Below are 5,099 nucleotides of genomic sequence, written 5' to 3' on the forward strand. Positions count from 1 at the left end.
GCTACGACAAATACGCCACCACATTCCTTGGCGGAGTGCTACTCACCGCAGTAGTCACATTCCACCGAGTACACAATTAACAGACACGACCTAGTTGACGTTTTGGGCTCATGGCCAATAGGAACGCAGCCAGCAGCCATGGGACAGCGATGTTGTCGAGGTAGACGTAGCGGTGGAATTGAACCGCGAGTGGGGAGACGCTGAAGATGAGCGTGGCAGCGGCGGCTGTCACCCGGGCGAAACCCATTCGGCGGCACAGCGCCCACAGCAGGATCGCTGAGACAAGCAGTGCCACTACCATCGCCTCCCGGCCGGCAAGGACTGTTGTGTCCCAGCGGTCGAAGGCATCGGTGAGCTGCGCATAGATGGCGATTTGAATCCAACCCAACGGGGGATGGTCGTACCAATACGTGTAGTGGGTTAGCTCCCCGAGGTTGGTGATCGCCCAGGCCTGCGCAACGTAGGTTCCTTCGTCATCGATACGGCGTGGCGTTCCCGCGATGTTAACAATTTGCACAGCGCCCGCGGTGAGGAGCACCGGGGCAAGCCACAGTAGGGACGAGAGGTGACGGCGAATCGAGCTTTCGGACCCGCCGGCGAGGTGGGATCCCTTTCCTGACGGGGCTCCCGAGCCACGGGAGTTCTGGGGTAGGGCTTGTGGTCGGGATTTTACTGGGGGCTGCGCTGTGAGCGTGTTCATGAGTTACCTCCAGTTATCGATCCTGAAGAGGCCAGTTCCCTCACTGGCAGGGGCTGGGAGTTGGGTCCCGGAAGAACCTCGTCTGTCCGGTGAGCACCAGCGTGTTCTGTCTTTTCCCAGGTATTCACGCCCTTCAGCTCCCGATACACGGCGCGGGCCGCTGCCGCAGCAAGAAATATCTGATACGGCAACGTTCCAAGGACAAGTCGGAGGTAATCGCGAACCCGCACTTTGCGGCCGTATACCTGACCGAATTCATGAAGTCCGGCGGCTTCCACGGTCAGGGTGATCAGGACCGGTGTCAGGGGAAGGAAAGACACCATCACCACAGCCGGGTGCACCTTGATTGTGAGGGCCACCACAATAGCCACGGGAATCAGTAATCCGATGAAGGCCTGTAGGAAGGGCATCGAGAGCAGGTAGCGGGCGGAAAGCCGCTGACCTCTGGAGGGCAGCTTCCGCCATTCCCCTTTACGCAGGACCTGTAAAAAGCCTTGGTTCCACCGGGTGCGTTGTTTGAACAACGACAGAAGAGTTCCGGGCGTTTCTTCGCGGGTGACGACCTCCGGGCTGTAGGCAACAACTACCTTGGCCCCTTCGCTGGAGAGCCTGATGCCCAACTCGCAGTCCTCGGCGAGGCACTCGGCATCCCACCCGTCGGACCAGTCAAGCCAGCTGCGTTTGACGAACACCGTGTTTCCACCCAACGGGATAAGATTTGCCCCTGCATGGAAGTGAAGACGAGAGCGGAACCAAAAGTAGTACTCAAGCACATTGCGAAGGGACCACCAGGAAGTTTCGAAATTCATCAGCTGCACGCCGCCCTGAACGACATCGGCATCGGTTTCGGTGAAGCGAGAATCGATCATGCTCAGCAGCCGCGGGTGCACTTCGTCTTCGGCATCGAAAACCCCGACGACATCACCCTTAGCCTGTTTGAGGGCCAGGTTCAACGCTTTGGGCTTGTTCTTGGGAACACTTGAATCGACTACCACCGTGATCAGGTGCGGGTGGCGTGTCGCTGCCTCCCGCACGACCCGCTCCGTACCTGGATCATCATGGCCTACGATCGCAATGATTTCGTAGTTCGGATGATCCTGACGTGCCAGCGCATCAAGGGTCTGGCCCATCACTTCCTCTTCATGACGACCAGGTACCAGAAGAGTGAAAAAGTGCTGTGCGGGCCGTGGTTCGGTCGAGAAGCCGGTGCGCTCCAGATGCTCTGTAGATCGCCACGCATGCAGCATCCAAAACAACGTGGTGACCGCGATGAGGGTCAGGACGACCGACACCACCATCAGGGTCGAATACCCCGCCCATTGCGCGATGCTCTCCGCAACGGTTGATAGGTGAGATCCATCCGAAATAGCCTCGGTATCGGTGGCCCCGGGGTCAAGGCGGTTTGGCTGCGCGGGATCTTCAAGTGAAAGTTCGGGAACCGGTTGCCCAGGTGCTGCCGGGACAACGGGAGCACCTTCGTCCGAATCATCGATAAGGGTGTGCAACGAGATTGCGCGCATTGAGCGCATAGAGACCTCCATCAGGACAAGTACAGCGCGGAGAGCCATACCATTTGTAAATGCACCACGCGGACAGCAGTGCGGACGAAGAGACCAATTTGCAGAATTAGAAGCCAGGGATTCCAGCAAGCCCTGAAGCAACTGCGCACGAGCTTCTCGAGCAGAACGCGCAAGCATGCGGCTCCGACGTGAATGGGGTGCGGATCGCGACGCTGCGGACAAAGGCTCTATACAAGGTGCGGACCAACGCGCACGGCACACCGTGCGGCTTGGCATAAAACAACATCTTGTTTACGCTACGTGACTCATGCGAACACCAGCAGAACGAGAAACTCCACTGCGGAAAGCCATAAACTTCAACGCGGCGATAGCTTCAAGGCCATCACTAGGCGTGATTCGCTCGCTGTTTCTCCCTCCTTGATAAACTCATCAAAGGGATCGGCGGCGGCTGGGGGATGGAACCCCGGTCTCAAGAGGGTCTCCGACGCCGCCGACCCCGCTTGAAGCGCTTCCGCGCGTTCGGAAACGTACCGTGCAGATACTGTCGGACCTGTCGGCACTGACAGCTGCACTGTATTATTCAAAGCTTCATATCCTCCCGAACCACCACTATGGGATGGACGAGAATGAAGCTCCTATGGAGACGCTATTACGCGCACTTCCACGCTGTCCCGAGTAGTTCGTACCTGCCTTTACGAAACCACTACTCGGTTACTGCACCCGAACCGTGGGCAGTGACCGCGACGATTTTCACCACTCAGGCCACCGACGCCTTGGGGGGATCCATGAGCGATTCCCGGTGATCATCCCGAAGGAATTGCAAGGCCAGTGGTTGGATCCGACAATGACCGACAAGGACCAGATCCAGCACTTTCTCACCGCCGTCCCGGAATCGGTCCTGATTCCGCGCATCGTGGGTAAGGACGTGGGATCGGTGCGCAATGACGGGCCGCAGCTCATTCAGCCGGTGGGCTAGGCGCCATGTGCCAGGACTGCCTAAAAACGCGACCCCACCCTGTTCGGCCGACGCCTGACCCTCCACGACCAACCCGAGAACCAGCTAGCAGGCAAGCCGGTGAAAACGTTGAAGGAGCTGTGGTGGGAACACTTCGCACGCCTGCCCGGTTTTTACCAGGAGCAGGGTCGGCTACCGGTACAGAACCCGAAGGACGCCGATGAGCTCTGGTTGTATGGGTGACTGTACCGGCAACGGAAAGCGCACCGGGCAAGTCGGCTCATCGCGGACCAGCTCGCTGTACTGAGTGAAGTGGGGGAGCGGCAGGGGCAAGCACGCGGCACCCGACCCGAACACTGGAAGAGGCGGTTCGCTGCATTGGTGGCGTTCGTCGCCAGGCACGGCGCCATGCCCCGGTACCGGCCGGACAGGCCAGCCGAGGAGAGGGTGCTGGCGATATAGGTATCCAAGCAACGAACGCTCCGCATTTCAGGGAAGCTGGAGGCCCAACGTAAGTCACTGCTCACGCAGGCACTCCCCGGCTGGGCAGCCATCCGCTAGGCCTACCTGCCGAAACGAATAATCGTCCGTCGTCAGCGGTTCGTTCACTTCGGTACCCCTGAAGCGGATGCCTGGGCCAGGGCCCAGCCGCCTACTGCCGGCAATTGCTTGCGTTGCCCCGATAGCTTCAGTCCTGCGCAGTATGGCGGATCGTCGTCCGTGAAATCCGGTGCGGACGACGGGGACCAGGCCTGCATCATGGGTGGATTCTGCGTTCAGCCGTCAGAGGTCATAGGTCCGCTCGAGCATGCCAGCAGTGAGCATGCCGGGGCGGCCCACCAACGGCGATAACCAGGATGCCATTTTCCTGCAACGGAACGACCCCTTCCTCAAGGCGGTTCCGATTTTGAGTTGACTACTTATGGCGGGAGCCATGGAAACAGGTAGCGGTTACTCGTGCAGGGCCAACGAGGAGAGGCCACTGTTGATAATGACCTCAAAGTGACGAACGAGTTTCAAGGAACAGGTGTATCAATGGCAAAAAACCGACCAATGACGACGAACCTTCTGACCGTTGCGGAGATAGCCGCCCAGATGCGCGTGTCAAAGATGACGGTGTACCGTCTGGTGCAGTCTGGGGCGATGAACGGTATCCGGTTCGACCGCTCCTACCGAGTGCCGGAAACGGCGGTGCAGCAATACCTCCAATTTGTTAATCCCGGGCACTGATCCACTGCTCGTCATCCTGCTGACGACACAGGTGCTCGTTCAGGGTCTCGACAGTAGTGGTGGCGTTCACGATCGGGGACGCGGCCTGGCGTTGGAACCGTAAGTGGTTCCTCGGGCTGACGGCGGGACGGGCCAAAGGAATCCCCGAATCGGGGGATGTGAATGAAGCGGATAGTGGCAGCCGACGGCAAAGCATGGCTTACTCAGACCAGCGACACCATGCTCTATTTGGGGTGGGCACCGTCGGTGGATATCAGTGACAAGGATGCCCGGTCCGTACTGGAGATCAGTGCCGGGCTGGTGAAGGGAAGCTGTACACGGTCTTGATCGATATGACCACGATTGTCAGCCTCAGCATTGGCGCCCGGGCGGCTTTTAACACGAATTCACGGATTTCAGGGGCTGCCTTATTCGGGAACGGTCCGATGGACCGGGTCTTGGCAGCCGGCGCTTCCAACGCCGTTCACGCGACAAGGTTCTTCACTTCGAAAACAGATGCCTTGGCATGGCTTGCGGCATGCGCACGGCAGGACGATCCGCTGGGTCCTCACCGAGAAGTCCAGGAACCTCACGCGTTTGCTGCACACCACAGCCGTTGCTGAGGACTGGGAAGCTGGACGAAACGAGGCGATCGATGCTCAATCAAAGGCTTCCTGGGTGGAAGGCCCACTCCTTATCTTCGAGCCCGGGTGCG

At 59.2% G+C, this 5,099-nt stretch carries 6 protein-coding genes; 4 read left to right on the top strand and 2 right to left on the bottom strand.

Annotated features, from left to right (window positions below; all coding sequences use genetic code 11):
• Window positions 1–76 precede the first annotated feature (76 nt).
• Window positions 77–700 (bottom strand): ArnT family glycosyltransferase, encoded by a 624-nt coding sequence (locus IWX65_RS17115; protein ID WP_196884756.1) that lies wholly within the window; start codon window positions 698–700, stop codon window positions 77–79.
• Window positions 697–2,229 (bottom strand): glycosyltransferase, encoded by a 1,533-nt coding sequence (locus IWX65_RS17120; RefSeq protein WP_196884757.1) that lies wholly within the window; start codon window positions 2,227–2,229, stop codon window positions 697–699. The genes IWX65_RS17115 and IWX65_RS17120 overlap by 4 nt, the downstream gene beginning before the upstream one ends.
• Window positions 2,230–2,947: 718 nt before the next feature.
• On the opposite strand from IWX65_RS17120, the gene IWX65_RS17125 reads away from it, so the two are divergent.
• The 4 genes from IWX65_RS17125 to IWX65_RS17985 all read left to right on the top strand — a co-directional run.
• A complete protein-coding gene (locus IWX65_RS17125) occupies window positions 2,948–3,196 on the top strand; it encodes an SOS response-associated peptidase family protein (protein WP_334683976.1) in 249 nt (82 codons plus the stop codon).
• A gap of 99 nt (window positions 3,197–3,295) precedes the next feature.
• A complete protein-coding gene (locus IWX65_RS17980) occupies window positions 3,296–3,418 on the top strand; it encodes a hypothetical protein (RefSeq protein ID WP_334683977.1) in 123 nt (40 codons plus the stop codon).
• Between the two features lie 810 nt (window positions 3,419–4,228).
• On the top strand, window positions 4,229–4,405 hold the full coding sequence (locus IWX65_RS17130; RefSeq protein WP_334683978.1) for an excisionase family DNA-binding protein: 177 nt from the start codon (window positions 4,229–4,231) through the stop codon (window positions 4,403–4,405).
• Window positions 4,406–4,900: 495 nt separating this feature from the next.
• Window positions 4,901–5,099, top strand: a 199-nt coding sequence (locus IWX65_RS17985) for a hypothetical protein (protein WP_334683979.1), incomplete at its 3' end; no start/stop codon positions are given.

This window comes from Arthrobacter sp. CAN_A214, from assembly GCF_015751955.1.
Lineage (GTDB): Bacteria > Actinomycetota > Actinomycetes > Actinomycetales > Micrococcaceae > Arthrobacter_D.

Excerpts from the sequence above, each read along its gene's own strand:
- IWX65_RS17115 (WP_196884756.1), bottom strand. The coding sequence starts at position 700 with ATGAACACGCTCACAGCGCAGCCCCCAGTAAAATCCCGACCACAAGCC.
- IWX65_RS17120 (WP_196884757.1), bottom strand. The coding sequence starts at position 2,229 with ATGCGCTCAATGCGCGCAATCTCGTTGCACACCCTTATCGATGATTCG.
- IWX65_RS17130 (WP_334683978.1), top strand. The coding sequence starts at position 4,229 with ATGACGACGAACCTTCTGACCGTTGCGGAGATAGCCGCCCAGATGCGC.